This window comes from Cupriavidus basilensis, assembly GCF_000876015.1.
In the GTDB taxonomy this organism is placed as follows: Bacteria; Pseudomonadota; Gammaproteobacteria; order Burkholderiales; family Burkholderiaceae; genus Cupriavidus; species Cupriavidus basilensis_B.
On sequence record NZ_BBQM01000019.1, the window covers coordinates 327,035 to 351,931 of the forward strand.

The following is a 24,897-nucleotide window of genomic DNA, read 5'->3' on the forward strand; positions in this document are numbered from 1 at the left end:
CGGATGACGCCCCCGCCGCGCGAGGCTAGACCGCCGACACCCCGCTCGCCGCGCCCGCGCCGTCGAGGACCGGCGGCGCGGTGACGATCGAGCGCAGCGGCGGGTCGGCCGGCCGCAGCCTGGACAGGTCCGGCAGCGGCCGGCGCAGCGCGTCGGAGGCGGCGAACGCCTGTTCCATCGCGTGCGCCGCGCCTAGCGTCTGGTGGTCGGCGCGGAAGCGGCCCACCACCTGCAGGCCGAACGGCAGGCCGGCGTGGTCCAGCCCGCACGGCAGGCTGATGGCCGGATGCGTGGTCAGCGTGACCACGTAGGTGGGCGCCAGCCAGCGGTAGTAGTTCTCCTGCTTTTCGCCGTTGATGGTCTCGGCGTACAGCTCGGTCCACGGGAACGGCGACACCGGCGTGGTCGGCGACAGGATCACGTCGTAGTCTTCGAACGCCGCCTGGAAGCGGCCCAGGATGCGGGTCTGCTCGGCCTGCGCCCAGGCCGAATCGACCAGCGACATCTTCGCGCCCATCTCGTAGTTGGCGCGCGTGTTCGGGCCCAGGCTGGCGGGGTCGCGCTGGTAGGCCTCGTGCATGCCGGCGACGAAGCTCTCGGCGCGCAGCACGTCGAAGCAGCGGTGCGCCTCGCCCAGCTCGAACTTCACTTCGTCGCAACTGCGGAACAGGTGCCGCATCGCGGCGATCTTGGCGCGGAACACCTTGCGGATGTCGTCGTCGACGGCGCACACGCCGAAGTCCTCGGTCCAGCCCACGCGCAGCGAGCCCAGGTCGACGTGGCGCGGCAGCAGGAACGAGAGCGGATCGAGCGCATAGGTGAGCGGGTCGCCGGCCGACAGGCCGGCCGAGGCGGCCAGCTGCAGGCAGGCGTCGGCCACCGTGCGGCCCATCGGCCCGACCACCGAGATCGGCGTCCAGCCCAGCAGCTTGCGCGAGCTGGGCACCACGCCCGGCGACGGCCGGAAACCCACCACGCCGCATTTGGCGGCCGGAATGCGCAGCGAGCCGCCGGTGTCCGACCCCGTGCACACGGGCAGCATGTCGGTGGCCAGCGCCGCGGCCGAGCCACCCGACGAGCCGCCCGCGTTCAGGTTGGGGTTGAACGGGTTGCCGGTGGCGCCCCACACCACGTTGCGCGAATTGGCGCCGGCGCCCATCTCGGGCACGTTGGTCTTGCCGGTGACGATGGCGCCGGCCGCGCGCAGGCGCGCCACCAGCACGTTGTCCTGCGCGGGCACGTTGCCGCGGTAGAGCGGCGAGCCGTAGGTGGTGAGCAGGCCGGCGGTGGCCTCGAGGTCCTTCACGCCCAGCGGCAGGCCGTGCAGCAGGCCGAGCGCGTCGCCGCGCATGACCGCCTGCTCGGCAGCGCGGGCTTCGCCGCGCGCGCGCTCGTAGCAGGTGGCCGTGACCGCGTTGATGAGCGGGTTGACCGCTTCGATGCGGTCGATGCAGGCGTCCAGCAGTTCGACGGGCGAGAGTTCCTTGCTGCCGATCAGGCGGCGCAGGGCAACGGCGGACTGGGACAGCAGGGCGTTGTGCTGGTTCATGGCGGAGTTCCGGGTGCTGTGAATCGGGTGATCGGATGGCGTGGGCGGATGCGTTGAAACGGAACGGGCGGGCTCAGCGGCTGAGCCCGCGCGCGGCCACCGGCCACAGGCTGGCGACGGCCTGCCCGCGGATGCCGACGATCTCATCGTACAGGTTGAGCGTGGGATCGCAATGCCCCGGCACTAGCAGCATCTGGCTGCCGAGCGCCGGCAGCGCGGCGGCGGTGGCGCCGGCGCGCGGCTCGACGATGCCGTGCTCGTCGTTGGCGGCCACGTAGTCGAGCGTGGCCGAGCGCCCTTGCGCGCCCCAGGCCAGCGGCAGGCCGGAGTCCACCGCCAGCGACTTCAGGCCGGCGTCCACCACCACGCGTGGCGCGGCGCCGTGCGCGGCGGCCACGCTCATGACCGTGCTGGCGACGAACAGGCTGTACTCGAAGCACAGCGCGCCGCCGTATTCGTTGCTGCCATAGTCGCCGTCCATGAAGACGTAGGAGCCGGGCTGGAGCTCGGTGTAGACGCCGCCGGCCAGATCGAACTCCGCGCTGCCGCTGCCGCCGCCCGTCACCGTCTCGCAGGCCACGCCGGCCTCGGCCAGCGCGGCCACCACGGCCGCGGTGCGCGCGCCGGCCGCCGCCACCGCGCGCGCGCGCTCGGCGGCGCCGCGCACGTGCTGGAGCCCGCCGTGATAGGCCTGCAGCCCGCGGAACGCGAGTTGCCCGTGCGCGCGGATGGCCTGCACCAGATGCAGCGCGGCGGGCGCGTCGGCCACGCCGCAGCGCCCCTGCCCGATGTCGATCTCGACCAGCACGCCGATGGTGCTGCCGGCCCGCGCGGCCGCGGCGGCCAGCTCCGCCACCTGGCGCGCGTCGTCCACGCAAACGCTCATGCGCGCGCGCAGGGCGAGCTGCGCCAGCAGCGCGGCCTTGGCCGGCCCGGCGATCTCGTTGCTGATGTGGATGTCGGTGACGCCGGCCCGCACGAACGGCACCGCCTCGCTGACCTTCTGGCAGCAGATGCCGACCGCGCCGCGCGCGATCTGCGCCAGCGCGATGGCCGGCGTCTTGTGGGCCTTGGCGTGCGGGCGCAGCTTCACGCCGGCCCGGTCGGCCGCCTGCTGCATGCGCGCGAGGTTGCGCTCGAACACGTCGAGGTCGAGCACCAGCGCGGGCGTGTCGATGGCGCCGGCGGGCTGGCCGACGCTTGCCGCGGGCGGAATGAGGATGGTCATGGCGTGCCTGTCTCGTGGGCGCTTGTCGTCGCGCCTGTCGTTGAAATGGTCGGGATGGTCGGAATGGCCGCGGGCCGCCGGCGGCATCGCGCGCCGCCGCGCCGGCCCGGCCTCAGTCTGCCCGGATGTTGGCGCGCTGGGCAATGGCGCGCATGGTCGGCAGTTCGCGCGTGATCAGCGCGGTCACGGCGGCGCCGTTGGCGTAGGCCGGCTCGAAGCCGTTGTCCAGCAGCTTCTTCTTGGTCTCGGGGTCGGCCATCGTCGCGGCCAGCGCCTTTTCCAGCTTCGCCTTCACGTCGGCCGGCAGGCCGCGCGGCGCCACCACGGCGATCCACGTGTCCATGTCGATGCCGGGATAACCGGCTTCGGCGGCGGTCGGCACCTCGGGCAGCAGCGTCGAGCGCCGGGCGGTGGTCACGGCGATGGCCTTGACCTTGCCCGACTTCACCTGCGGGATGGCGGCGGAGACCGTGTCCATCGAGAACGGGATCTGGCCGCCGATCAGGTCCGTCATGGCCGGCGAGCTGCCCTTGTAGGGCACGTGCAGCATCTTCACGCCCATGCCGTTGAGCAGCATCTCGCCGGCGAACTGGGCCGTGGAGCCGGTGCCGAACGAGCCATACGAATACTTGTCCGGCGCGGCCTTCAGCGCGGCGGCGAGCTGCTTGAGGTTGCTGATGGGCTGGTCGCGGTTGGCCAGCAGGATCAGGCCGGTGCGCCCGGTCAGGCCGATCGGCTCGAAGCTCTTGAGCGGGTCGTACGGCAGCCGCGCGTTGATGGCCGGGTTCACCGTGAACGTGGTGCCCGAGCTGACCAGCAGCGTGTAGCCGTCGGGCGCGGCCTTGGCCACGTAGCCCGCGCCGACGATGGTGCCGGCGCCCGGGCGGTTGTCGATCACCACCGACTGGCCCAGCTGGTCGCCCATCTTCTTCGCCAGCAGGCGGCCGACGATGTCGGTGGCGCCGCCCGGCGGGAACGGCACCACCATCTGCAGCGGATGCGACGGGAACGTGTCGGCCAGGGCATTGCCGGCGGGGGCAGCCAGGCAGGCGGCGGCCAGGATCGCGAGCTTGAAGGATCGGGTGAGCATGATGGTCATTCTCCTGCTGGGCAGAGGCCGCCGGCAATGTGGCCGGCATGCGTGCCAGGGTTGATCGGTGGATTGCGTGCGTGCTGCTGTCTCGTGTGTTTTCGGGGGTGCTGCGTGCCGGCCCGCTCAGCGCGCGAGCGCGGCCGCCCTGGCCAGGAAGCCGTCGTATTCCGCCGGCGGCACGAACAGCCCGCCGGTGGTCCAGACCAGGTGCGTGGCCTGCGGCATCCGCCCGGCCAGCCCGTGCCGCGCCAGGTAGTCGCGCCCGGCATCGCTCTCGCACAGCATGCGCGGGCCGCTGAAGCCCGCCGCGGCCGACGGCTCGATGCGCAGGCCCTCGGCCTGCAGCAGCAGCGCCAGATGCGCGAACAGCGTTTCGTCGGCGACCGTGAACACGCCCGACAGCAGCGGCGCCATCACCGCCGCGGCGAGTTCGGAGGCGCGCGGCACCGCCAGGCCGTCGGCCTCGGTGCGGTTGGTCAGGCCGAAGTCGTAGACCGACGGATTACCCTTGCCGGCCATCATCTGCACCAGGAAGCACGGCGACTGCACCGGCTCGGCAAAGAAGCAATGCACGTGCGGGCCGAACAGCTGGCGCAGGCCAAAGGTGATGCCGGCCGGCGCGCCGCCCACGCCGCACGGCAGGTAGACGAACAGCGGATGCGCGGCGTCCACCTGAATGGCCGCGGCGGACAATTGCTCGCGCAGATGCAGCGCGGCCGCGCTGTAGCCCAGCAGCAGCGACAGCGAGCGCTCGTCGTCGACGAAGTACGCGAACGCATCCTGCTGCGCCTGGCGGCGGCCGGCGGCCACCGCTTCCTCGTAGTCGCCGGCATGCTCCACCACCTCGACGCCGCGATCGCGCAGCCGCGCCTTCTTCCATTCCTTGGCGTCCGCCGACATGTGCACCGCCGCGCGGAAGCCCAGCGCCGAGGCCATCACGCCGATGCTCAGCCCGAGGTTGCCGGTGGAACCCACGGCCACCCGGTAGCGCCCGAACAGCGCGCGCGCCGCGGGTTCGCCGAGCGCCAGGTAATCCTCGGGCCGGTCCCTGCCGGGGCCGATCAGGCCGTGGCGCAGCGCCAGGCCCTCGGCGAACTCCAGCACCTCGTGGATGCCGCCGCGCGCCTTGATCGAGCCGGCCACCGGCAGACCGTGGTCGCCCTTGACGAACAGGCGGCCCAGCGCCGGATCCAGCCCCAGGCTGCGCTGCATGGCCGGCGCGGCGACGAGTTCCGATTCGATCACGCCCTGCGTTCCGGCCAGTTCCGGGAACAGCCGCGCCAGCAGCGGCGCGAAGCGGCGAAAGCGCGCCTGGGCCGACATGACGTCAGCCAGACTAATACTCCGCGCCCCGGCGGCCTGTTCCCCGGGCGGGGTCTCGACGCGGCCCGGGTTGCACCACAACAGGGGCGTGGCCGCGCCCAGGGCGGCCTGCAAGGCGGCGGACGGGCTGGCGGCGGGCGGTTGGCTGGGGATCGGCTGGCTCATTGTCTCGGGGTCGTTGTACGCGGTTTGCGGCGGAAGCCGTGGTGGCTTCCCGGATGACTCCATTGTTGGTTTCCCCCGCCCCGGCCGCAAACGGTTTATATTAGCCAGTGCATTAGTCTTGCTAATGCCTGATGCACCACGATCATGCATGCCCGCCATGCCGCCCCGCAGACCCCCATGAGCACCCTGCTTTCCTCCTCCGTCCTTAGCTGGCTGCGCTGCTTCGAAGCGTCGGCGCGCCACTGCAACTTCACGCGCGCGGCGGCCGAGCTGTGCATCACGCAAGGCGCGGTCAGCCAGCAGGTCAAGCAGCTCGAGCAATGGCTGGAGCGGCCGCTGTTCATCCGGGCCCCGCGCGCGCTGGTGCTCACGCCCGAGGGCGAGCGGCTGCGCTTCGTGCTGCGCGAGTCGTTCCAGGCCATCGAGAGCACCCTGACCCAGCTGCGCAAGCCGCGCGAAGGCGGGCCGATCGCGCTGAGCTGCGCGCCCTCGTTCGCGATGCGCTGGCTCACGCCGCGGCTGGGCGATTTCTTCCGCGACCATCCCGAGGTCGGCCTGCGGGTGTATGGCGAGTTCCACACGCTCGACAGCACCCGCATGGCGCGCGACGGCATCGACGCGGCGGTGCGCTTCGACCTCGGCGTCTATGAAGACCTCAAGGCCGGGCGGTTCCTCGACGAATGGCTGCTGCCGGTGGCCAGCCCCGCCTTCGTCGCCGCGCACCCCGAGCTGCGCGCGCCGCGGGACCTGAAAGGCGCGTGGCTGCTGCACGACGTCAGCCCGTGGGAAGGCGCGGATGCCTTCGCCGAATGGGACCACTGGCTCCGGCACGCCGGCGCCGCCGTGGACAACCTCGGCGCGGGGCAATGCTTCAACCTCTCGCAGCTGGCGGTCGGCGCGGCGCTGGCGGGACAGGGCGTGGCGCTGGGCCGCTCGGCCCTGGTGCTGGAGGACATCGCCGCCGGGCGGCTGGTCGAGCTGTTCGGCATCCGCGTGCGCTCGCAGGCTTCGTACTACTTCGTCTCGGCGCACGGGCAGACGCCGCAGATCGCCACCGTGGAGCACTGGCTGGCCGCCGAGGCCATGCGCTTCGATGCGCAGCGCGCCAAGGTGCTGGGCAAGGGCGAGGTGCGCGGCGGCGCCTGAGTCCTCCCCGGGCGCCCGGCGCCGGCCCGCTTTTCGTTTGCGCATCGCACCACAACCGTGCCGCCGTCCCCAATATCGCTTCGGCCACCGGGCTGAACGGCCCGTTCCGGCACCAACATCGGCCACCCGGCGCGCCCTGGCGCTGGCACGCATGTTGCGTCACGGCATTCAAGTAACTTGAATTTTGCGGATCATGGGAATACTTTCGTTCAAGTCACTTGAAGACCAATCCAGCCGGCCGCTGCCGGCTATCTGCCTGAGGGGATGAGGATGCGTAGGAAGAACACCGTAGTGGCCGCCGCCATGCTGGCGGCTTCGGCAGGACTGGCGCTGGCGTCGGTGCCGGCGGCCGCCAAGGACGTGGTCAAGATCGCCTTCGTGGGGCCGCTCACCGGCGGGGTCTCGGCCATCGGCCTGGGCGGGCGCAATTCCGCCGACCTGGCGGTGCGCCTGCGCAATGCGGATCCCAAGTCCAAGTACACCTACGAGCTGGTCACGCAGGACGACGAGTGCCGCCCCAACGTGGGCGTGCAGGTCGCCACCAAGATCGCCGCGGACCGCAGCATCGTGGCCGGCGTCACGCATTTCTGCTCGGCCGTGGCGATGGGCACGGTGGGCGTGTACAACCGCTTCCAGCTGCCGGTGGTGGTGTGGGGCGCGGTGCTGCCCGACGTGACCTACGGCAACGACTTCAAGGAGATCCATCGCGTCAACGGCACGATGATCAACCAGAGCGACGTGGCGGCCAAGTTCATGACCGGGCTGGGCTACAAGAAGTGGGCGATCATCCACGACACCACCGACTACGGCAAGGGCCACAACAAGTACTTCAGCGAGTTCCTCAAGAAGGACGGCGGCACCGTGGTGGGCACCTTCGGCGTGACCGCCGACCAGCAGGACTTCACCACCGAGCTGACCAAGATCCGCGAGCTCAAGCCCGACGTGGTGTATTTCGGCGGCCTGACGCCGCTGGGCGTGCGCATCCGCACGCAGATGGAAAAGCTCGGCATCAAGGCGCAGTTCGAGGGCACCTCGGGCATCAAGGCCGACGCCTACATCCAGGGCACGGGCAAGGACCTGGCCGAGGGCTCGCTGGCCTTCATCGAAGGCGCGCCGTGGGAGAAGCTGCCCGGCGGCCTGTTCTTCCAGGGCAAGTATTCGCAGCAGAAGTACAGCGATCCGCCCGAAGCCTACGGCCCGTTCGCGTTCGCCGCGGCCAACCTCATCATGGACGCCGTGGAGAAGGTCGGCCCGGACCGCAAGAAGGTGCGCGACACGCTCAACGCCACCAAGGACGTCGACACCATCGTCGGCAAGGTGACGTTCGACGACCATCGCCAGAACATCGTGCCGCTGGTGACCAAGTACGTGGTCGAGGACGGCAAGTGGGTGATCTGGGAAGACAGCGCCTACGGCAAGGGCAAGAAGAAGCTGGCCGGCCTGTAGGCGGCACGGCGGCGCCCCCGCCCTGCTACGCCGCTGCCCTGCCGCGCTGCCGCCGCAGCGCGGCAGCACGGCAGCGCCTCGCCATTCCTGTCGCGGCCGCCAGGGTCGCAAGACGCGCCATGCACTGACGCGGAGAATCCATGAGTGTGATTGCCCAATATGTGTTCAACGGCCTGATGCTCGGCATGATCTATGCCATGGTCGCCGTTGGATTCACGCTGTTCTTCGGCGTGCTCGATGTCATCAAGTTCTCCCACGGCGACACGCTGATGGTGGGCGCCTTCGCCGGCCTGGCGGCGTCCACCGGCGTGCTGATGCTCGGCATCGACACGCCGTGGATCCAGCTCCTCGCCGTGGTGGCCTGCGCGGTCAGCGTGACCGGCCTGCTGGGCGCCGGCATCGCCAAGTTCCTGATCCTGCCGCTGCGCAAGGCGCCGCCGCTGAACACGCTGCTGGCCACGCTGATGCTGGGCACGGTGATGCGCGAATGCGTGCGCCTGTTCTATCCCGACGGCTCCAACCCGAAGCCGTTCCCGCGGCTGCTGCCCTCGGCCTCGATCGAGCTGGGCAGCCTGTCGCTGCGGGCCGACAACCTGATCCTGCTGGCCACCGGCATCGCCATCATCGTGGGCGTGCACCTGCTGATCACGCGCACCCGCTTCGGCATGGCGATCCGCGCGGTGGCGCAGGACGGCGAGACCGCGCGGCTGATGGGCATCGACTTCGAGGCCGTGGTGTTGTTCACCTTCGCGCTCGGCTCGGCGATGGCGGCGCTGGCCGGCGTCATGAACGGCCTGTACTACAACGAGATCAATTTCAACGTGGGCCTGCTGCTGGGCGTGATCGGCTTCGCCGCGGCCATCCTGGGCGGGCTGGGCAACATCTACGGGGCGATCCTGGGCGGCTTCCTGTTCGCCGCGCTGCAGGTGATCGGCAGCGCCACGCTGCCGGCGCTGATCCCGGACATTCCGAGCGCGTACAAGGACGTGTTCGCCTTCGCCGTGGTGATCGTGCTGATGGCGTTCAAGCCGACCGGGCTGATCGCCGAGAAATCCAGTGAACGGGTCTGAGGCCACAGGGGAAACCAACACCATGAACCAACCATCCATCCCGATGCGCGCCCCCGCCGCGGTGCTGGCCGCGGCCGGCATCGCCATCACGCTCTACCTGTGGCTGTTCCTGCATGCGGAGTCGCAGCTGAGCGTGGCCATCCTGCTGGCGGTGGCGCTGGCCGCGGTGGTGGCCGGGCGCCGGCTCGGCGCCACGCGCCGCCTCGAGGCCGCCGGCATGAGCCGGCCCGGCCTGGCGCGCCTGTGGGCGGCGGCCGGCACGCTGGCGCTGATCGCGGCGTTCTACGACACGCACTTCGCGCTGCTGATGATCTGCACCGTGCTGCTGTACACCACCGCGTGCCTGGGGCTGACGCTGCAGTTCGGCTTCTCGGGCGTGGCCAATTTCGCCGGCGCGGCGTTCTTCGGCATCGGCAGCTACGCCACCGCGGTGCTGGCCGCGCACAGCGGCCTGCCGCACCTGCTGATCATCGTCATCGCCGGCGTGATCTCGGCGCTGGTGGGCTCGCTGCTGATCGCGCCGGTGCTGCGCACGCGCGGGCACTACGCGGCGCTGGTCACGATCGCCTTCGGCATCCTGTTCAAGACCTTCATCGAGGTCAACGACGTGCTGGGCGGCCCGCAGGGCCTGCAGGTGCCGGGCATGCGCCTGTTCGGCTACGCCCTCAACGACGGCTTCACCGTGTTCGGCGCCGACGTGTCGTTCTACGTCAGCTACGCCCTGCTGAGCCTGGGCATCTGCGGCGGCGTGTTCGCCGTGGTCAAGGCGCTGGAGCGCTCGTGGGTGGGCCTGGCGATGGACGTGGTGCGCACCGACGAAACCGCCGCGGCCACGTTCGGCCTGCATATCGCGCGCTGGAAGGTGGTGGCCTTCATGCTCGGCAACTTCTTCGCCGGCATCGCCGGCAGCGTGTACGGCATGGTCACGGGCTTCGTCGCGCCCAACAACTTCACGTTCTCGGATTCGCTGCTGATGCTGTCCATCGTGATCCTGGGCGGGCTGGGCAACGCGGTCGGCCTGGTGCCGGCCGCGATCATCGTGCTGGTGCTGCCGGAAAAGCTGCAGTTCATCCAGGAATACCGCTTCCTGTTCTACGCGGCGCTGGTGATCGCCATCCTGCTGTTCCGCCCCGCCGGGCTGATGCCGCGCAAGACGCGCCTGTTCTTTGCCGGGGAGGCTTCGCGATGAGCAGCGTGAACGATACCGGCGTCATGGTGGAAGTGCGCGGCCTGACCATGCGCTTCGGCGGCCTGACCGCGCTCGACAGCCTCGACATGCGCATCCGCGAGGGCGAGATCCTCGGGCTGCTGGGCCCCAACGGCTCGGGCAAGACCACCTTCTTCAACGTGCTGACCGGGCTCTACAAGGCCAGCGGCGGCTCGATCCGCTACCGCGGCGAGGAAGTCATCGGCAAGTCGCCGCAGGAGATCTACCGCGGCGGCGTGGCGCGCACGTTCCAGCGCTCGCGCCTGTCGCTGCCGCTGACCGTGTTCGACAACATCGTGATCGGCGATTACCAGCACATGCGCCACGGGCTGGGCTTCAACCTGTTCCGCCGCAAGGCCTTCCGCGCGGAATACGATGCCTACGTGGACAAGGTCAAGGGCCTGCTGGAGATCTTCAGCCCGCCGCTGGTGGCGCGCCTGTTCGAGCCGGTGGAGACCTTCACCATGATCGACCGGCGCCGCATCGAGGTGTGCCGCGCGCTGATGAGCCAGCCGCGCCTGCTGCTGCTCGACGAGCCCTCCGCCGGCATGACGCACGACGAGACCCACGAACTGATGAACGACATCCTGGATGTGCGCGGCAAGCTCAAGAGCCTCTCGGTGGTGCTGATCGAGCACGAGATGAACGTGATCGAGCGCATCACGGACCGCTGCGTGGTGCTGAACTACGGCAAGAAGATCGCCGAAGGCACCTACGCGCAGATCACCGCGGACCCGGATGTGCAGACCGCCTATCTTGGGGAGGAAGCGGCATGAGCACGCTGAGCGTGAAGGGCCTGAGCACGGGCTACGACAAGGTCAACGTGCTGCACGACGTGTCGATCGAGGTGGCGCCGGGCAAGATCACCTGCATCCTGGGCGCCAACGGCGCCGGCAAGAGCACGCTGATCCGCGCCATCCTGGGCCTGACGCCGCCGCGCCAGGGGCAGATCCTGTGGGACGGCCGGGACCTCGCCGGCGAGAAGACGCACAAGATCATCGCCAGGGGCATCTCGTGCATTCCCGAGGGCCGCAAGGTGTTCCCGCGCATGACGGTGGCGGAGAACCTGGCGCTGGGCGCGTTCCTCGAGAGCAACGCGCCGCTGGTGCGCGAGCGGCTCGGCAAGGTCTACGATATCTTCCCGCGCCTGAAGGAGCGCGCCGCGCAGCTGGCCGGCACCATGTCCGGCGGCGAGCAGGCGATGGTGTCGATCGGGCGCGGGCTGATGGCCGAGCCCAGGCTGCTGGTGATCGACGAGCCTTCGCTGGGGCTGTCGCCGCTGTACGTGAAGGAGAACTTCAAGGTCATCAAGCAGATCAACGCGCTCGGCATCACCGTGCTGCTGGTGGAGCAGAACGCGCGCCAGACGCTGGCGATCTCGCACTACGGCTACGTGCTGTCGCAGGGCCGCGTGGTGGCGCAAGGCACGGCCGAGGCGCTGTCCGCCAACGATGAAGTGCGCTCGGCCTATTTTGGCTAGACTCGCGGCCGGACGCGCCGGAACCACAGGAGAAAACCTGCCATGAACGATTTCCTGACTCTTCCCGTGCGCGAGCTGGCGGCGCGCATCGCGCGGCGCGAGCTGAGCGCGCAAGCGGTGGCGCGCGCCTGCATCGAGCGCATCGAGGCGACCGAGGCCGGCGTCCTGGCGTGGCAGCATTTCGATGCCGCCCAGGCGCTGGCGCAGGCCCGCGCGCTCGACGCCGCGCCCGCGGCCGGCGCGCTGCAGGGCGTGCCGCTCGGCGTCAAGGACCTGATGGACACCGCCGACATGCCCACCACCTACGGCTCGCCCATCTACGCCGGGCACCGCCCGGCGATGGACGCGGCCTGCGTGGCCGCCGCGCGCGCGGCCGGCGCGCTGGTGATGGGCAAGACCGTCACCACCGAGTTCGCCACCTTCCAGCCCGGCGCCACGCGCAACCCGCGCGCGCCGACCGACGCGCCGCGCACGCCGGGCGGCTCGTCCAGCGGCTCGGCCGCGGCGGTGGCCGCGGGCATGGTGCCGCTGGCGTTCGGCACGCAGACCGCCGGCTCGATCGTCCGCCCGGCCGCGTACTGCGGCGTGGTCGGCTACAAACCCACCTACGGCACGCTGCCGGGCGCCGGCATCAAGCCGCTGGCGCCGAGCCTGGACACCGTGGGCGTGCTGGCGCGCACGGTCGACGACGCGGCCTTCTTCATCGGCACGCTGGCGCGCCTGCCGCTCGCGCCGGCGGATGCCGCCGCGCCGGCCCGGCTGCGCGTGGGCATCTGCCGCACGCCGCACTGGGAGCGCGCCGGCGAGGACAGCCGCCGCGCGCTGGCCGATGCCGCGCGCGTGCTGCAGGCGCAGGGCGCCACCGTGGGCGAGCTGGCCATGCCGGAAGCCTTCGCGCGCCTGACCCAGGCGCAGATCGACATCATGGCCTACGAGGCCGCCGCCGCCTTCGTGCCCGAGCTGCGCGCGCGCCCGGAAGGCTTCAGCGCCGCCTTCGCCGCGCTGCTGGCCACCGGCCAGCGCATCGACGGCACGCATTATTTCGCCGCGCAGGCGCTGGCCGCCGAGGCGCGCCGCGCGTTCGAGGCGGCCTTCGGCCAGTTCGACGTCGTGCTCGCGCCCAGCGCCGAGGGCGAGGCGCCGGCCGGCCTGGGCGCCACCGGCGACCCGATCTTCAACCGCATGTGGTCGCTGCTCGGCAACCCCTGCGTGCACGTGCCGACCGGCACCGGCGCGCACGGCATGCCGGTCGGCGTGACGCTGGTCGGCCCGTGCCGCGGCGACGCGCAGGCGCTGGCCGCCGCGCACGCGCTCGAGCGCGGCGTGGCGTGAGCCGCGGCGCGGACCGGAACAACATCCCAGGAGCACCGTTTTGACCTTTCAGGAACAACAAGCCGCCGAGCGCGCCCAGGACCACGTCGACGGCGCGCGGCTGCAGGCCGCCATCGCCGAGCTCGCCGCGTTCGGCGGACGCGCCGACGGCGGCGTCTCGCGCGAGGCGCTCACCGACGTCGACCTGGCCGCGCGCCGCCACCTGATCGCGCGCGCCCGCGCGCTCGGCTGCGAGGTGAGCACCGACGACTGCGCCAACCTGTTCTTCCGCCGCGCCGGCACCGCCGACCTGCCGCCGGTGCTGACCGGCAGCCATGCCGACACCCAGCCGGTGGGCGGCAAGCTCGACGGCGCCTATGGCGTGCTGGCCGGCCTGGAAGTGATCGCCGCGCTCAACGACGCCGGCATCCGCACCCCGCGCCCGATCGAGGTGGTGGCGTGGACCAACGAGGAAGGCAGCCGCTTCGGCCCCGGCGCGATGGGTTCGAGCGCGTTCGTCGACCCGGCCTGCCTGCCGGCCTACCGCGACGCGGTCGACGGCGCCGGCGTGCGCTTCGGCGACGCGCTGGACGCGGCGCTGGCGGCCTCGCCCGACGTGCCGCGCCGCCCCATGCGGCAGCCGATGTCGGCGTGCGTGGAGCTGCATATCGAGCAAGGCCCGGTGCTGGAGCGCGCCGCGGTGCCGCTGGGCGTGGTCGGCGGCATCCAGAGCGTGCGCTGGTATCGCGTGACGTGCGCCGGCACGATGGGCCACGCCGGCACCACGCCGATGCGCGAGCGCAGCGACGCGATGGCCACCGCCGTGGACATCGCGCAGCAGCTGTACGCGTTCGCCGCGACGGAATCGGGCGCCGCCGCCGGCACCGAGCTGCGCCTCACGCTGGGCCGCTGGCAGGTGTCGCCGAACTCCGTGAACACGATTCCGGGCAAGGTAGAATTCACGGTCGATGCGCGCTGCGTGGACGAGGCGGTGCTGGAGCGCTTCGAGGCCAGGCTCGGCGAGATCGCCGCGCGGCAGCACCGCGGCAGCGTCGGCTTCGCGTGCTTTTTCCGCCGGCCGCCGACGCTGTTCCCGCCCGCGATGCTGTCGCTGGTGGGCCGGGCCTGCGAGCGCGCCAGCGCGCGCGCGGGGCTGGCCGCGCCGCTGCAGCTGACCTCGGGCGCGTTCCACGATGCCATGTACCTGGCCGGGCACTGCCCGACCGCCATGATCTTCGTGCCCAGCAAGGGCGGCATCAGCCACAACGCGGCCGAGGACACCGCGCCGCACGACCTGTTCCTCGGCGCGCAGGCGCTGGCCTACACCGTGGCCGCGCTCGCGCACCAGTGACCAACGCAGCGGGCGGCCCGCAAGCCGCCGGCTTGCCCTCATTCCTGGACGGATCGAATTGAAAGCGAAGAACGCACAGCCCGCCAAGACGGCCGCCGCGGCGCCGGCCGCCAGGGCCAAGCCGGCAGCCGGGGCGGCCCCCGCGGCCAAGGCCGCGCCGCGGGCAACGCGCCGGACCGCGCCCGGGAAGGCCGCAGGCGCGGGGTTGCCGCCCGCGCCACCCGCCGCGCCCTCGCCCACCGCCACGCTCGGCCTGCAACTGCGCCACGCCCGCCTGGTGGCCGGCTACACGCTGCTGCAGCTGTCGCACAAGGCCGGCTGCTCCGAAAGCCTGATCTCCAAGCTCGAGCGCGGCCACGCCACGCCGTCGTTCGCCATGCTGCACCGGCTGGCGGTGGCGCTCGACACCAACATCGCGGCGCTCACCAGCGACGAGGCGCCCGGCGAAAACCCGATCCTGCGGCGCGGCGAGCGCTCGGTCATCAAGGCCGGCGGAATAGCGCTCGAGCGGCTGGTGCTGCCCAAGCGCGGCGGGCTGCTGCAGGCGAACATCCATATCGTGTCGCCGGGCGAATCCAGCGACGGGCAGATCGAGCACGTGGGCGAGGAAGTCGGCTACGTGCTCGAAGGCGTGCTGGAACTGATGCTCGGCGACGTCACCTACACCATCGCCGCCGGCGACGCCTTCACCTTTCCGAGCAGCGTGCCGCACGGGTACCGCAACATCGGCACCGACGTGGCCAAGGTGCTGTGGGTGAATTCGCCGGCGACGTTCTGACTCTCGCGCCTTACTCGAACGGCTGCGGCCGCTTGGTGGCGTCGCTCGACGGCGGCAGGATCGGCAGCGTCAGGCGCGGCTGGTCGCCGGTCAGCGTCTTGAGGAAGGCCACGATGTCGGCGTTCTCCTGGGCCGTGAATTTCCGCCCGAGCTGCAGGCGCCCCATCGTGTCGACCGCCTCGCCCAGCGTGTCGGCCGCGCCGTCGTGGAAGTACGGATAGGTCAGCGCGACGTTGCGCAGCGTGGGCACCTTGAAGTTGAAGCGGTCGGCATCGCGCCCGGTGACGGCGTAGCGGCCTTCGGCCGGGTTCGAGGTCTTGTACGGCTCCACCAGCCCCATCTTCTGGAACGAGTTGCCGCCGAGATTGGGGCCGTTGTGGCAGGCGATGCAGCCCGCGCTCTTGAACAGCTGGTAGCCGCGCAGCTCCTGCGCGTCGATGGCGGTCTTGTTCCCCTTGAGCCACTTGTCGAAGCGCGCGTTGGGCGTGACCAGCGTGCCCTCGAATGCCGCGATCGCCGCCGTCACCTCTTCGATGGTGAGCTTGTCGTTGCCGAAGACCTGGCGGAATTCCGTCACGTATTGCGGGATGGAATTGAGCATGTCCACGGCCAGCTCGTGCGAGAACGCCATCTCGCCGGGATTGGCGATCGGGCCGCCGGCCTGGGCCTGCAGGTCCTTGGCGCGGCCGTCCCAGAACTGGGCGAGGTTCAGGCTCGAATTGAGCACCGTGGGCGAATTGATCGGGCCCTTCTGCCACTTGTCGCCGATCGAGGTCTTGAGGTTGTCCGAGCCGCCCATGCTCAGGTTGTGGCACGAGTTGCAGGAGATGAAGCCCGAGCGCGACAGCCGCGGATCGAACCAGAGCTTCTCGCCGAGCCGGACCTTGGCCGGCTCCGTGACCTTGGCGGCGGAAATGGGCTGCACGGGCTCCTGCGCCGCCGAGTGCGCGGCGCCCGACAGCAGCACGAAAGCCAGACCTGACATACCCCGGACGAACGAATTCTGGAAAAGCCGTTTCATGGAGGACTCCGTTTCTTGTTTTTGAACAGGAGGCACCATCGGGATGAAACGAAGCGGTCGCGTCGCCGGGACCCGCCCGATGGCGCCTCTTATCGACATGCGCCAGAAAAGCGTATCGATTAGGCGCCGGCGGCCATCGGCGGGCCTTGATGCCAGTCAAGAAAGCCTGCGGGTTCGCCGCGACTGTCTCCATGCGGGCACGCGCGGCCCGCCCCGAGCGGCAATGTTGCTAATGTCTTGGCCGCAACGCCGCGTGGATGGCCTCGTCGCGCATCCGGCGACGCGGCCCGTCAGCCAACGGCCGGCTCCTGCGACGCGGTTTCGGCGACGATCCGGTCGCGCCCGCCCTGCTTGGCCTGGTACAGCAGCAGGTCGGCGCGCCGCATCAGCCCGTCCGCGTCGCGAGTCTTGCCGGGCACGGCGAAGGCCGTGCCGAAGCTCGCCCGCAGGCTGAACCGCTCGCCGCTGTCGGCCACGAGCATCGTGGCCGACAGGCGCTCGCGCAGGCGCTGCGCCATGTCCACGGCATCGCTGCCCGCCGGCACGCAGGCCAGCACCGCGAATTCCTCGCCGCCGATGCGCGCCACGATGTCCTCCTCGCGCCAGACCTCCCGGCTCAGCGTGGCGACGCGGCGCAGCGCGCGGTCGCCGGAGGCATGGCCGTAGCGGTCGTTGATGCGCTTGAAGTGGTCGATGTCGAATATGGTCAGCGACAGCAGCCGCCCGTCGGCGCGCCGCCCCGCCCCCGAGCAGGCATCCTTCAGCCTGCGGTCGAAGGCGCCGCGGTTGAGCAGGCCGGTGAGCGCGTCGGTCTCCGCCATCTTCGAGAGCTTGGCGATCAGGTGGCGGCGCTCGTTCTCCAGCCGGGCCCGCTCGATGCTGTTGCCCTGCAGGACCTGCACGGCATCGAACAGCTCGCCGATCTCCCCGCGGTATGGCCTGGGCGACAGCGGCGCGGCGAGGTCGCCGGCCGCGATGGCGCGGATGGCGCTGGCGGCCTCGGCGAAAGGCTGGACCACCTGCCGGCGAAACAGCCAGACGCCGAGGAACAGGCAGGCGACCACCACCGAGAGAATGGCGACGATGCCGCCCAGCCACGCCAGCCGGACGTCGCGCCGCGCGCCCACCTGCTGCTGGACCAGTTCGAGGACCTCGTCCCGGAAATTGGTGATGGAGCCCATCAGCGGCACATAGTGCCGGGCGAACTCGGCGGTCGAGACGCCCGCGTCGCCGGGCAGGCTCGCCAGCGCGCGCACGCGGGAGAAATAATCCAGGCCCACGCGGAAATACTGCATCTCCACCAGCTGAAACGCGCCGCGCGGCAGCGCCTGATCGTTCAGCACGCGCGGCTGGAGCAGCGCCCGCAGTTGCGCGATGGTGCCCAGCGTGCGCTCGATGGCGAACTGCTCGGCGTCGGTCAGCGGCCGGCCGGTGCCCAGCGCCGGCGTGAGCTGCGAGCCGAGCAGGCCGGCCTGTTCCCGCAGCAAGGCCGCCAGCCGGGCCGCCAGCAGGCGGCTGAGCGCGCCGGGCGCGCCCCGGTCGACCTTGGCGGCGCTGACGTCGGCGATGGCCGTGAAGTGCGGGACCACCTGGATCATGCCGGCCACCGCGCGATGCAGCGCTTCGCCCGTGCGGGCGCCGCGCGGCTGGTCCAGCAGGCCGTCGATGAAGGCCCGCGCCCGAACCAGGTCCGCGCGTGCCCGCAGCACCGCGTCGCGTTCGTCGAGGCAATCGCGGCACGCCGGCGCCTCGAGCTGGCTCAGCAGGTCGGCGATGCGCCGGTCGCTTTCCGCGCGCGCCTCCCGCAGCGCGCGCTCGCGCGCCGGTGGCGGCGGCGACGCATCGCCCAAGGCGGCGTTGCTGGGGCCGCGCTCCACCGAGACCTTCTCCATCGCGAGCAGGATCGAGTGGAAGACGCGCAGGTCGGCGAGCGCGCGATCGGCATTCGCGTAGGCGGCCCACTGGTACGAGAACAGCCAGGCCGACAGTGCCAGCAGGACCACGGCCAGGGTTGCGGCGATCAGGGCAAAGCGGCGTTCCAGCGGCGAGGTTGGCAAGGGAATCTTTAGCATCGTGAGCGGGCACTACCGGGGCCGGGGCCGATGCGTGTCGCCGCATCCGGCCCGGGCTTCAGGGTGTGTCGAGGCCGCGCGAAGGACTCCAGGCGGGACCTTGCCGCCTGAGCGGCCGCAAGGTCGAAAATCCTCGGAACAAGGAGCGTATTTTAGCGGCGGCGGATTCGGCGGTGTTGCAGGGTCGACTTGACCCATGCCGGCGGGGCATGGTATAGCGGCGGCCTGCCCGGGCCCCGCCGGCGCCGGCGGCGGCGACGGATTCGCCCTATTTCCCCGCCGGCTGCCCGGGGGACGCCACGGGGGGCGCGAGATAGGGCTCGACGCGCGCGGCCTGCATGGCGTAGCCGGCATATCCCATCATGGTTTCCGCGTGCTCCACGCGCATGACGCCGCTGATCCAGACCGTGTCCATCGTGCGCAGCCCGGGCAGCGGCTGGTCGGTGCGCACGTGGATGACCTGGTTGGCGGGCGGCGGCGGCACGTGGATGCAGGCGCCGAAATACGGCACCAGCAGGAATTCGCGCATGGCCTCGCCTTCCGCGTCGAGCGACACCACGAACCCGGGCAGCCGCACCGGCGCGCCGTCCAGGCCGCGCTCGACCGGCGCGTTCTTCCAGTATTGCCGCGCCTTGTACAGCGCGACCTGCGCGCGCGGGTCGCCGTCCTCCATCTGGTCGAGCTTGAGTCCCTTGAACGGCGCCATCGGGTCCCAGCCCCTGGGCAGCAGGGCCTGCCAGTCGATCTCCCGGAAGGCGGGGTCCGGCGGCCGGGCGGCGGCGGGCGCCGGCGGCAGCGGCTGCCCCACCGCGTACTCCGCGCGGGCGGCGGATGCGGGATTGCCGGCCGGCTCGCCTTGCGCCAGCGGGCGGAACGCGCGCACCCCCACGATGGTGAGCGCGGCGAGCACAATCGCGATCGCGATCGCGACCGTGGCCGCGACGGCGGCGCGCGTTCGTCCTGACATGGGTGCGGGCTGCGCCGTTCTTCGCATCTGCGCGCCTACCTGCCGCCCGGCCTCTCCACGTAGGGCTCGACGAGGCTGCCGCGCATCGCGTAGCCGGCGTCGCCCATCACCGAGGAAAAGCGTTCGATCCGGAGCGTGCCGCTGACCCAGACCGAGCTCATCGTCCTCAGCCTGTTCCTCAGCGGCTTTTCCATCAGCACGTGGACGACCTGGTTGGCCGGCGGCGGCGGCACATGGATGCAGGCGCCGAAATACGGCACCAGCAGGAATTCGCGCACGATGCCGGCGTCGCCCGACATCGGCACGACGTAGCCGCGCAGGCGCGCGCGGGCGCCCTGGAGGGACGGCTCGACCGGCGCGCTTTTCCAGTAGTCGCGCGCCTTGAACAGCGCCTCCTGCGCGCGCGGGTCGCCGTCCTCCAGCTCATCGAGCTTGAGGCCCTTGAAGGGCGCCTTCGGGTCCCAGCCCCGGGGCAGCAGCGCCGACCACGGCAGGGTCGGAAACTCGTCGCCGCCCTCGGCGCGCGCCTGCGGCAACAGCACCGCGCCGGCGCCGGCCACCGCGGCGCGCAACATCGTTCGTCTGGTCGGCATGGGATGCACCTCAGGTATTGGGCGTCAGGCCGTCGGCCAGGCTCAGCCGGTAGGCGCGCCACCCCGGCAGCAGCGACGCGGCGGCCCCGGTGGCGACGATCGCGGCCAGCAGCGGCAGCTCGCTCGCCTGCGGCCAGGCCACGGGCAAGGCCAGGCCGAGGCTCGCCTCCAGCCACGGCGCGACCGCCACCGACAGCACGGTCAGCAGCAGGTAGCCCGCCAGCGTGCCGGCCAGCATCAGCACCAGCCCCTCGGCCGCCAGCAGCATCAGCAGGTCCAGCGGGCGCGCGCCCACCGCGCGCAGGATGGCCAGTTCCCGCCGCCGCTCGCCCAGCGCGGCGAGGATCGAGGAGACCAGCCCGGCCAGGCCGACCGCGACCACCAGCGCCGACATCAGCAGCAGGCCCTTCTCGCCGATGCTGACGATGTCCCACAGGTCATCGAGCGCCACGCCCGGCAGCACGGCCATCAGCGGCTCATGCGGGTCGTCGGCGATCTCACGCTGCAATGCGAACACGCGCGAGCGCAGCTTCAGGCCGACCAGCACGCCGGTGATGCTCTTGGGCGTGAGGTCGAACTTGCGCACCAGCCCGGGCGGGATCGACAGGCCGGGGATCGGGGTGCCCGCCTGCCAGTCGAGGTGTATCGCTTCCATCGCCTCCAGGCCGATGTGCACGGTCCGGTCCACCGGCGTTCCGGTGGGCGCCAGAATCCCGGTGACGACGAACGGCTTGTCCGCGTGCTGGAGCTGCCCCGCCATCGGCCCGGTGGCGTCGCCGTGGCTCAGGACGATGCGGTCGCCGAGCCGGTAATTGAGCCGGCGCGCCACCTCCGCGCCCAGCACGGCGTCGAACAGGCCCTGGAACGGCTGCCCCTGCGCGAGCACCAGCGGGCGCCGGTCGCCGTAGCGGAAATGGCGGAAGTAGTCCTGCGAAGTCGCCAGCACCGGAAAGCCGCGATGGGAATCGCCCAGCGAGATCGGGATGGTCCAGGCCACCAGCGGATGCCGCGCGATGCGCAGGGCGCTGTCCCAGCCCATGTTGTTGGTCGCGCCGCCGAGGCGGAACACGGTGTAGAGGATCAACTGCGTCGGGCTCGAGCGCGCGCCGACCACGAGATCCGTTCCCGAGACCGACTGCGAGAATCCGGCCCGGACCTGATGGCGGATGCGCTCGACGCCGAGCAGCAGCGCGGTCGACAAGGCAATCGCCAGCACCATCAGCAGCAGGTTGTAGCGGCGGTTCCAGGCGCTGCGCGCGGCCAGCCCGAGCAGCGGCATCAGGCGGCCTCCGCGGCGCCGGCCGCCGGCATGGCGAAGCGGCTGCCGAAGCGCGCCGCCAGCCGTTCGTCATGGCTGACGAAGACCAGGCTGGCGCCGACCGCGCGGCACTCGCGCTGCAGCAGGTCCATGAACGCGGCCTGGCGGCCCGCGTCCAGCGCCGAGGTCGGCTCGTCGGCCAGCACCAGTTCCGGGCGCCCCAGCAGCGCCCGGGCCGCCGCGACGCGCTGCTGCTGCCCGACCGAGAGCCGCGCCGCCGGCCGCCGCCACAGCGGCTCCGGCAGGTCCAGCCGCGTCAGCAGCATGCCCGCGGCCGCCGCGGGGCTCGCGCCCTGCTGCGCCGAGCGCCGCCGGCGCAGCGCGGAGAACTTGCAGGCCAGCAGCACGTTGTCCAGCACGGACAGATAAGGCAGCAGGTTCAACTGCTGGAAGATGATGCCGATGTGGTCGGCGCGGAAGCGGTCGCGCTGCGCGCCGCTCAGGTCCCGCAATGCCGTGCCTTTGAGCAGGAGCTGGCCCTGCCCCGGCACCAGGACCCCGGCCAGCAGGCCCAGCAGCGTGCTCTTGCCGCTGCCGCTGGCCCCCGAGACGAAGACATGCTCGCCGGCCGCCACGCGGAAGCGGTCCAGGGTCAGGCACGCCGCCTGCTGGCCGGGCCAGGCGAAGACCACATCCGTCAGGTCGACGACCGGTTCGCTCACCATGCGGTGCTCACCACGGCGCTCACCATGCCAGCCGGTAGCCGGCGCGCGTCAGCGTGGCCCCGGCCTGCTTCGCCGGCGTGACCAGTTGCACCGCGGCGCGCTGCAGCGCCGGAAACGCGTCGAACAGTTTCACGTCGATCTGGCGCAGCGCGGACGCCGCCTTGCAGCGAAACACATAGTCGGCATCGAGGTCGGCATGCGCGTCCCGGGCCGCCGCCTGCGGAGCAACCGCAGCCACCGCGGCGCCGTCGCCGGCGGGCATGAAGGCGCGGTTCAGCGGGCCGAAGTCGAACCGCACTGATTCCAGCCGGCAGCCCGCGGCGGGCGAGGCGACGAACAATTTCTCGCCATCGCGCAGCCGCGCCATGCCTTGCTGCGCGGCAGCCTGCTCGGCCGCGCCATGCGGAGCGTGCTCGAAGCCGAACAGGTTCATCAAGGGCGACGCCAGATGCACCGTGAGCACGGCCCCGTCCTGCACCACGTCCAGCTTCGCCGCGCCGTGCACATGCGCCTCGTGCGCGCCCGCGCCGGCCATCATCAGCAAAGCGGCGAGCGCCGCGCCTGTCCGTCCCAGATTCATTGCGTCCACCAAGAAGAGAAAGCCGAGAGCGCCAGGGCAGCCGCTTTCACCCCGCAATCGCGGTACCCAGATGCGTTTCCGCGGCCCGTGGGATCCGATGCCCAGGCGATGCCCCGGAAGATGCCGGCACTCTCGCGCAAGCGGGCTCGGCAGAACCGTCGCTTGCGCGAAAGCGCGGCCGCCTCGCGGTGGCCGCCGGTGTGCAGTCACGATTGGTACTCACGACTGGCACTCACGATCCGCGGCCATGATTTGCAACCGAGTTGCACGGCAATCATAAATGCAACAAAGTTGCATGGCAAGGGTGGGGGTGAAGAAAGCGTGTGGTTTCGGCGAGGCCGTGCCGATCGCGAAGCGGCAGCCGCGCGCGACAATGCGGGGCAGGATGCGCCTGCCGACACCGGCGCGCCCTGCCCCGCATGACGTGGCCGGCGCGGCCGGCCGGACCGGAGAAGCCGGACTGGAAGGCTAGAGGTCCAGCTCCAGGCGCGGCGACCGGCTGCCCGAGCAGCAGATCATCATGGTGCCGCGGCGCTCGTGTTCCGCCGCCGCGCGCACCGCGTCCCGATGCAGCGGCTGGCCGCCGAGCACGCGCGTTTCGCACGCGCCGCAGACGCCCTCCTCGCACGAATAGGACACGTCGATGCGCTCGCGCATCAGCGCCCCGAGGATCGACTCGCCCTCGCGCACCTGCACGTCGACGCCCGAGCGCCGCAGCGTGACGACGAAGGTGCGGGCGCCGGCCGCCGCGCCGGCTTCCGCGGAGGAAGATGGGGCGGCGGCGGCAAAGCGCTCCACGTGGTTGCGCTCCGGCGGCCGCTGCGCGGTGAGGCGCGCGAAGTCGTCCAGCATGCGCGCCGGCCCGCAGCAATAGACCTCGGTGTCGTCGGACACGCCGTCCAGGACCGCCGCGAGCGAACCGCCGGCGCGATCCGGCGCGCCGGAATAATGCAGCGTCACGCCGGGCCGCCCCTCCAGTTCCGCGCGGAACAGCACGTGCCCGGCCGAGCGGCACCAGTAGTGCAGTTCGACCGCGCGGCCGAGCGCCCGCAGGCGCGCGAACATCGAATAGACCGGCGTGATGCCGATGCCGCCCGCGATCAGCAGCGTGCGGCCCGCGCGCTCGTCCAGCGCGAAATGGTTGCGCGGCCCGCCGATCGTGAAGGTCGCGCCCACCCGGCATTCGTCGTGCAGGCGCCGCGAGCCGCCGCGCCCGTCCGCCTCGCGGCGAACCGCCACGACGTAGGACGAGCGCGTCGACAGCGGCGTGACCAGCGAGTACTGCCGCACCAGGCCGGGGCCGATGCGCACGTCGATGTGCGCGCCCGGCTCCGGCTCGGGCAGCGGCGCCGCATCCAGCGCCGCGAACTCGAACAGCGAGACGTCCGGCCCGGCGTAGCGGATGCTGGCCAGGCGAGTGGCGTAGCCCACTTCAGCAGAAGGTGCCATAGGTGACGCCCATGTTGCGCAGCCAGCTGCGGTACTTCTGCCCAAGCAGGTCGCTGCGATGATGCAGTTCGTAGCGCAGGTCCACCGGAATGCGTTCCGGGCGCTGCGTATCGACGATCTCGCTGTCCTGCGCGTAGACCAGGTCCTGCCGCTTGCGCACTTCCTCCGGGGTCGGCGCCGGCGAGAAATTCATCGCGCAGCAGATGCGCACGATGCTGTGGGTCTCGTCGATCTGCTGCGCGGTCAGGAACGTGCAGAAGCGGTCGTTCGGGTTGCCCTCCGCCGCGCGCGCCGGATCGGAAATCTCCACGCGCTTGCGGAAATAGGCCACGAGCGGGCGCAGGCAGCGGTAGGCGTAGTAGGCGATCACCGGCACGTTGCGCGGATCGCCATACGGCTGCGTCACGCGGACTTCGTTGGTCGACAGGCCGTCCTCGGTTTCGTCGACCTCATAGGGCGCGATCACGTCGGGGTTGTCGATGAGGCCGTTCACGCCCGCGTGCACGAACGGGAAATGCGTGGTGTCGATGAAGTTCTCGATCGCCCGGTATCCCGAGCGGAAATGGTACGGCCCGCACAGCACCTTGGTGTACGACGGATCGTCCCATTCGGGGAACGCCGGGATGTCGTTCGACGGCGTGCCGAGGCACACCCAGATGAAGCCGTAGCGCTCCACGACCTGGTGCGCGATGGCGCGCGCCTTCTTCATCGGGGTCTCGGTGGGCGCCGCCGGCATCAGCACGCATTGCGAGGTGCCGTCGTAGTTCCAGCCGTGGTACGGGCACACGACGCGGTCCTCGCAGATGAAGCCCTTGGACAGCCGCGCGCCGCGATGCACGCAAAGATCCTCCCAGACATGCAGGCTGCCGTCCGCCTGCCGCCACATCACCAGGTCGCGCTCGAGCAGCGTCACCGGCACCAGCTTGCCCGGCACGACGTCCTCCGACACGCCCGTCACATGCCAGTCGTTCAGCAGGACGGTGTCCTGGCATCCTTGCAGTTCCTTCGCCAATACGCTCACTCTGTTCACTTGCATTCTCCTGTCTACGTGGGGGTGGTTTGATGTGCCTGCCCGGGGCCATTGC

22 protein-coding genes are annotated in these 24,897 nt (G+C 71.2%); 9 read left to right on the plus strand and 13 right to left on the minus strand.

The window, feature by feature from the left end; translation table 11 throughout:
- Positions 1 to 25: 25 nt before the first annotated feature.
- The 4 genes from KF708C_RS21715 to KF708C_RS21730 form a co-directional block, all read right to left on the minus strand.
- Positions 26 to 1,549 carry an amidase gene (locus tag KF708C_RS21715; RefSeq protein WP_059413235.1) on the minus strand — a complete coding sequence of 508 codons (1,524 nt, stop codon included), beginning with the start codon at positions 1,547 to 1,549 and terminating at the stop codon, positions 26 to 28.
- 73 nt (positions 1,550 to 1,622) lie between these two features.
- Positions 1,623 to 2,777 carry a DSD1 family PLP-dependent enzyme gene (locus tag KF708C_RS21720; RefSeq protein ID WP_059413278.1) on the minus strand — a complete coding sequence of 385 codons (1,155 nt, stop codon included), beginning with the start codon at positions 2,775 to 2,777 and terminating at the stop codon, positions 1,623 to 1,625.
- A gap of 112 nt (positions 2,778 to 2,889) precedes the next feature.
- A complete protein-coding gene (locus KF708C_RS21725) occupies positions 2,890 to 3,876 on the minus strand; it encodes a Bug family tripartite tricarboxylate transporter substrate binding protein (protein WP_082079677.1) in 987 nt (328 codons plus the stop codon).
- Positions 3,877 to 3,993: 117 nt separating this feature from the next.
- Positions 3,994 to 5,358 (minus strand): D-serine ammonia-lyase, encoded by a 1,365-nt coding sequence (locus KF708C_RS21730; RefSeq protein WP_059413236.1) that lies wholly within the window; start codon positions 5,356 to 5,358, stop codon positions 3,994 to 3,996.
- A 177-nt stretch (positions 5,359 to 5,535) separates the two neighbouring features.
- On the opposite strand from KF708C_RS21730, the gene KF708C_RS21735 reads away from it, so the two are divergent.
- The 9 genes from KF708C_RS21735 (at position 5,536) to KF708C_RS21775 (ending at position 15,147) form a co-directional block, all read left to right on the plus strand.
- Positions 5,536 to 6,504, plus strand: coding sequence for a LysR family transcriptional regulator (locus KF708C_RS21735; protein WP_059413237.1), 969 nt, complete (start codon positions 5,536 to 5,538; stop codon positions 6,502 to 6,504).
- Between the two features lie 270 nt (positions 6,505 to 6,774).
- A complete protein-coding gene (locus KF708C_RS21740) occupies positions 6,775 to 7,950 on the plus strand; it encodes a branched-chain amino acid ABC transporter substrate-binding protein (RefSeq protein WP_082079678.1) in 1,176 nt (391 codons plus the stop codon).
- Positions 7,951 to 8,090: 140 nt separating this feature from the next.
- Positions 8,091 to 9,020 carry a branched-chain amino acid ABC transporter permease gene (locus KF708C_RS21745; RefSeq protein WP_059413238.1) on the plus strand — a complete coding sequence of 310 codons (930 nt, stop codon included), beginning with the start codon at positions 8,091 to 8,093 and terminating at the stop codon, positions 9,018 to 9,020.
- A gap of 22 nt (positions 9,021 to 9,042) precedes the next feature.
- Positions 9,043 to 10,209: a branched-chain amino acid ABC transporter permease gene (locus KF708C_RS21750; protein WP_059413239.1), complete on the plus strand. Its 1,167-nt coding sequence runs from the start codon at positions 9,043 to 9,045 to the stop codon at positions 10,207 to 10,209.
- Positions 10,206 to 11,003 carry an ABC transporter ATP-binding protein gene (locus KF708C_RS21755; RefSeq protein ID WP_059413240.1) on the plus strand — a complete coding sequence of 266 codons (798 nt, stop codon included), beginning with the start codon at positions 10,206 to 10,208 and terminating at the stop codon, positions 11,001 to 11,003. Before KF708C_RS21750 ends, KF708C_RS21755 begins: the two co-directional genes overlap by 4 nt.
- On the plus strand, positions 11,000 to 11,707 hold the full coding sequence (locus KF708C_RS21760; protein ID WP_059413241.1) for an ABC transporter ATP-binding protein: 708 nt from the start codon (positions 11,000 to 11,002) through the stop codon (positions 11,705 to 11,707). Before KF708C_RS21755 ends, KF708C_RS21760 begins: the two co-directional genes overlap by 4 nt.
- Before the next feature lie 42 nt (positions 11,708 to 11,749).
- A complete protein-coding gene (locus tag KF708C_RS21765) occupies positions 11,750 to 13,039 on the plus strand; it encodes an amidase (protein ID WP_059413242.1) in 1,290 nt (429 codons plus the stop codon).
- A 40-nt stretch (positions 13,040 to 13,079) separates the two neighbouring features.
- Positions 13,080 to 14,369, plus strand: a complete 1,290-nt coding sequence (locus KF708C_RS21770) for a M20 family metallo-hydrolase (RefSeq protein WP_059413243.1) — start codon at positions 13,080 to 13,082, stop codon at positions 14,367 to 14,369.
- A 205-nt stretch (positions 14,370 to 14,574) separates the two neighbouring features.
- Positions 14,575 to 15,147, plus strand: coding sequence for a helix-turn-helix domain-containing protein (locus tag KF708C_RS21775; RefSeq protein WP_059413244.1), 573 nt, complete (start codon positions 14,575 to 14,577; stop codon positions 15,145 to 15,147).
- Positions 15,148 to 15,157: 10 nt separating this feature from the next.
- Here the strand turns inward: KF708C_RS21775 and KF708C_RS21780 are convergent, their stop codons facing one another.
- The 9 genes from KF708C_RS21780 to KF708C_RS21820 form a co-directional block, all read right to left on the minus strand.
- Complete coding sequence (locus KF708C_RS21780) at positions 15,158 to 16,132, minus strand: cytochrome-c peroxidase (RefSeq protein ID WP_197090406.1); 975 nt, start codon at positions 16,130 to 16,132, stop codon at positions 15,158 to 15,160.
- Positions 16,133 to 16,458: 326 nt separating this feature from the next.
- Positions 16,459 to 18,225 carry a GGDEF domain-containing protein gene (locus KF708C_RS21785; RefSeq protein WP_059413246.1) on the minus strand — a complete coding sequence of 589 codons (1,767 nt, stop codon included), beginning with the start codon at positions 18,223 to 18,225 and terminating at the stop codon, positions 16,459 to 16,461.
- Positions 18,226 to 18,508: 283 nt separating this feature from the next.
- Entirely contained in the window at positions 18,509 to 19,207 is a 699-nt protein-coding gene (locus KF708C_RS21790; RefSeq protein ID WP_063923045.1) for a DUF3299 domain-containing protein, read from the minus strand.
- A gap of 35 nt (positions 19,208 to 19,242) precedes the next feature.
- Positions 19,243 to 19,800 carry a DUF3299 domain-containing protein gene (locus tag KF708C_RS21795; RefSeq protein ID WP_082079687.1) on the minus strand — a complete coding sequence of 186 codons (558 nt, stop codon included), beginning with the start codon at positions 19,798 to 19,800 and terminating at the stop codon, positions 19,243 to 19,245.
- 10 nt (positions 19,801 to 19,810) lie between these two features.
- Positions 19,811 to 21,079 carry an ABC transporter permease gene (locus tag KF708C_RS21800; RefSeq protein ID WP_059413249.1) on the minus strand — a complete coding sequence of 423 codons (1,269 nt, stop codon included), beginning with the start codon at positions 21,077 to 21,079 and terminating at the stop codon, positions 19,811 to 19,813.
- Positions 21,079 to 21,783 (minus strand): ATP-binding cassette domain-containing protein, encoded by a 705-nt coding sequence (locus KF708C_RS21805; RefSeq protein WP_197090400.1) that lies wholly within the window; start codon positions 21,781 to 21,783, stop codon positions 21,079 to 21,081. Before KF708C_RS21805 ends, KF708C_RS21800 begins: the two co-directional genes overlap by 1 nt.
- Positions 21,784 to 21,802: 19 nt before the next feature.
- Positions 21,803 to 22,321 carry a DUF2796 domain-containing protein gene (locus KF708C_RS21810; RefSeq protein ID WP_197090401.1) on the minus strand — a complete coding sequence of 173 codons (519 nt, stop codon included), beginning with the start codon at positions 22,319 to 22,321 and terminating at the stop codon, positions 21,803 to 21,805.
- Positions 22,322 to 22,831: 510 nt separating this feature from the next.
- Positions 22,832 to 23,812: a PDR/VanB family oxidoreductase gene (locus tag KF708C_RS21815; protein ID WP_063923047.1), complete on the minus strand. Its 981-nt coding sequence runs from the start codon at positions 23,810 to 23,812 to the stop codon at positions 22,832 to 22,834.
- Complete coding sequence (locus KF708C_RS21820; RefSeq protein ID WP_197090402.1) at positions 23,796 to 24,842, minus strand: aromatic ring-hydroxylating oxygenase subunit alpha; 1,047 nt, start codon at positions 24,840 to 24,842, stop codon at positions 23,796 to 23,798. The genes KF708C_RS21815 and KF708C_RS21820 overlap by 17 nt, the downstream gene beginning before the upstream one ends.
- Positions 24,843 to 24,897 lie beyond the last annotated feature (55 nt).

What these genes read in the sequence shown, in the direction of transcription:
- KF708C_RS21750 (WP_059413239.1), top strand. Translation starts at nt 9,043, where the DNA reads ATGAACCAACCATCCATCCCGATGCGCGCCCCCGCCGCGGTGCTGGCC.
- KF708C_RS21800 (WP_059413249.1), bottom strand. Translation starts at nt 21,079, where the DNA reads ATGCCGCTGCTCGGGCTGGCCGCGCGCAGCGCCTGGAACCGCCGCTAC.
- KF708C_RS21810 (WP_197090401.1), bottom strand. Translation starts at nt 22,321, where the DNA reads ATGATGGCCGGCGCGGGCGCGCACGAGGCGCATGTGCACGGCGCGGCG.
- KF708C_RS21715 (WP_059413235.1), bottom strand. Translation starts at nt 1,549, where the DNA reads ATGAACCAGCACAACGCCCTGCTGTCCCAGTCCGCCGTTGCCCTGCGC.
- KF708C_RS21790 (WP_063923045.1), bottom strand. Translation starts at nt 19,207, where the DNA reads ATGTCAGGACGAACGCGCGCCGCCGTCGCGGCCACGGTCGCGATCGCG.
- KF708C_RS21765 (WP_059413242.1), top strand. Translation starts at nt 11,750, where the DNA reads ATGAACGATTTCCTGACTCTTCCCGTGCGCGAGCTGGCGGCGCGCATC.
- KF708C_RS21795 (WP_082079687.1), bottom strand. Translation starts at nt 19,800, where the DNA reads ATGCCGACCAGACGAACGATGTTGCGCGCCGCGGTGGCCGGCGCCGGC.
- KF708C_RS21780 (WP_197090406.1), bottom strand. Translation starts at nt 16,132, where the DNA reads ATGTCAGGTCTGGCTTTCGTGCTGCTGTCGGGCGCCGCGCACTCGGCG.
- KF708C_RS21720 (WP_059413278.1), bottom strand. Translation starts at nt 2,777, where the DNA reads ATGACCATCCTCATTCCGCCCGCGGCAAGCGTCGGCCAGCCCGCCGGC.
- KF708C_RS21730 (WP_059413236.1), bottom strand. Translation starts at nt 5,358, where the DNA reads ATGAGCCAGCCGATCCCCAGCCAACCGCCCGCCGCCAGCCCGTCCGCC.
- KF708C_RS21755 (WP_059413240.1), top strand. Translation starts at nt 10,206, where the DNA reads ATGAGCAGCGTGAACGATACCGGCGTCATGGTGGAAGTGCGCGGCCTG.
- KF708C_RS21740 (WP_082079678.1), top strand. Translation starts at nt 6,775, where the DNA reads ATGCGTAGGAAGAACACCGTAGTGGCCGCCGCCATGCTGGCGGCTTCG.
- KF708C_RS21815 (WP_063923047.1), bottom strand. Translation starts at nt 23,812, where the DNA reads ATGGCACCTTCTGCTGAAGTGGGCTACGCCACTCGCCTGGCCAGCATC.
- KF708C_RS21760 (WP_059413241.1), top strand. Translation starts at nt 11,000, where the DNA reads ATGAGCACGCTGAGCGTGAAGGGCCTGAGCACGGGCTACGACAAGGTC.
- KF708C_RS21745 (WP_059413238.1), top strand. Translation starts at nt 8,091, where the DNA reads ATGAGTGTGATTGCCCAATATGTGTTCAACGGCCTGATGCTCGGCATG.
- KF708C_RS21805 (WP_197090400.1), bottom strand. Translation starts at nt 21,783, where the DNA reads ATGGTGAGCGAACCGGTCGTCGACCTGACGGATGTGGTCTTCGCCTGG.
- KF708C_RS21735 (WP_059413237.1), top strand. Translation starts at nt 5,536, where the DNA reads ATGAGCACCCTGCTTTCCTCCTCCGTCCTTAGCTGGCTGCGCTGCTTC.
- KF708C_RS21725 (WP_082079677.1), bottom strand. Translation starts at nt 3,876, where the DNA reads ATGACCATCATGCTCACCCGATCCTTCAAGCTCGCGATCCTGGCCGCC.